Source organism: Allobosea sp. P1_A7, from assembly GCF_056406775.1.
Genome location: NZ_JBFTZN010000513.1, coordinates 1 through 1,959, shown reverse-complemented (window position 1 = coordinate 1,959; position 1,959 = coordinate 1). Strand labels below are relative to the sequence as shown.

Below are 1,959 nucleotides of genomic sequence, written 5' to 3'. Positions count from 1 at the left end.
CCCCCCCAAGGGTCGCCCTAACCGGCGGCCCTTTTCTTTTGAAGCACAGAGATGCCACTGCGCGTGACGCGGCCTGGGCGAGCGGAAATATTGAAGCGCTGAAGAGGGCGGCTCCCAGATATCGCAAAGAACTTTCGTCAGCGGATTTGGCATCGACATGTGTCCTGCGGCGCCGCCGAAAATAGGGTTGCGCGTCGCTGCTGTCACAGTCTCTGGAGCCGCCGTGCCGGAGGCGCATACCGCGGCCGTCGAAGCCGTCATGGCGGAGGAGGGCTGGCAGGAGTCGGTCGTCGTGCCGGCGCTATCGCCGGTCGAGAAGCTGGCGGCCTTCGTCGCCTCCAATCAGGACATCGCGGCCCTAATATCGAGTCAAAACCCGCTGGCGAATTGATGCTGGACACAATCTGAGCGATTGTCCATACCACGTTACGCTAGGATGGCTGTCGGTGACAGTCTCGAACTCCCGTAGCATTGGTGGCGCTAAGCATGAAGACGGCCCATAAGATTTTCCTTGCTCGTAATGCTTATCGGGCCGTAAGTAAAATTCGATCTATGCTTGGCAAGAGCGACGATCTGGTTTGCGAACGGCATGGAGTTCGTTATCAGCTCAACCTTAACGAAGGGATCGACTTTTCGATATATCTTCTGAAAAGCTTTGAGCCTATGACACGCCAAGCGATCGCCAGGATTGTCAAGGAGGGCGATACAGTTTTGGATATTGGCGCAAATGTAGGCGCGCATACGCTCACATTGGCCAAGGCTGCTGGCCCCTCTGGAAAAGTTTTCGCCTTCGAACCGACCAGTTATGCGTTCCGCAAGCTCACGGCTAATATAGAACTTAACCCCGATCTTGCCGGCAGAATCGTTGCGCTTAACCAGTTTGTGACGGCGAACGACACAGATGATCGGCCAACCGAAATCTACTCGAGTTGGCCCCTGGTCGCTGACGAAACGGCGAGCCTACATGACCAGCACCTGGGCCAACTCATGACCAGCAATGATGCTGTTAGCAGCACTCTAAGTTCGGTGGCACAGACGCACGGAATTGAGAGAGTGGACGTCGTGAAGCTCGATGTCGATGGTTTCGAGATGCAGGTTCTTGACGGTAGCAATGGTTTCCTTGAGCGTCACAGACCTATCTTCATTATGGAATTGATGCCGTTCGAGCTCATTGAGCGCGGCGGTGACATAGACCGCTACACGTCATTCTTCGATAATCTCGGATACAGTTATTACACAGAGTCTGGGCGACCGATAGGAAAGAGCCTGAAGCAGATTGTCGAGCGTATGCCCCGTGGAATGAGCCGAAACATCGTCGCCCGGGTCTAGTTTGTCGTTCCTGTCGCGAAACGCGCTTGAAAGAAAATCCATCCGGCTGCCCCATCGTCTTCGCTTGCATCGGGATAAACGGCCCGCATCGAGAGGCTTTGGTTGGGATTGGAGAGCCGATCCCAAACCCCGAAGCTGGGGCGCTTCCTGATAGATACGGGCGCATCAAGTAGCGCGGTTGATCCCGAGATGCTCAAAGGGCTGAACCTTCAGCCTACCGGCGATTATGGTCCACATGCCATCGACGAAGGGAGTTCCGCTGTCGATGGCGGTTTTCGACATATCGCTCATGATACCGGCTGGTGACTACGAGATTCCGTTAATTCTCCCGGCGATTGGGGTAAGCGCAGCAGGCTTCAAAGCCCAGGGGATTGACGGGTTAATCGGGAGGGATGTGCTCTCCCAGTGCTACCTTTCTTTCAGTGGCCGACTTGGTAATTTCACCCTCGCTTACTAGCGTAGCGCTGAGCCCGCCCTGACCGGCGGGCTTCTCTTTTGGGGCGGTAGGAGTCAAGCAAAAGCGCCCACGGCGGGGTCATAGAGCCCGCCGTCGATCGCTTTGGGTGATTATCCGACAAGCCTCTGCGCCACGCTGCGCGATAATGAGTTCCCGCCAGGGGTCTGGCTTCT

2 protein-coding genes are annotated in these 1,959 nt (G+C 56.0%); both read left to right on the top strand.

Annotated features, from left to right (window positions below; translation table 11 throughout):
- Positions 1 to 223 precede the first annotated feature (223 nt).
- Complete coding sequence (locus AC1D34_RS37090; RefSeq protein ID WP_476826968.1) at positions 224 to 391, top strand: hypothetical protein; 168 nt, start codon at positions 224 to 226, stop codon at positions 389 to 391.
- A gap of 95 nt (positions 392 to 486) precedes the next feature.
- Positions 487 to 1,329: an FkbM family methyltransferase gene (locus tag AC1D34_RS37085; protein WP_476826967.1), complete on the top strand. Its 843-nt coding sequence runs from the start codon at positions 487 to 489 to the stop codon at positions 1,327 to 1,329.
- Positions 1,330 to 1,959: the final 630 nt, after the last annotated feature.

Coding starts and splice junctions, on each gene's coding strand:
- AC1D34_RS37085 (WP_476826967.1), top strand. CDS start 487: ATGAAGACGGCCCATAAGATTTTCCTTGCTCGTAATGCTTATCGGGCC.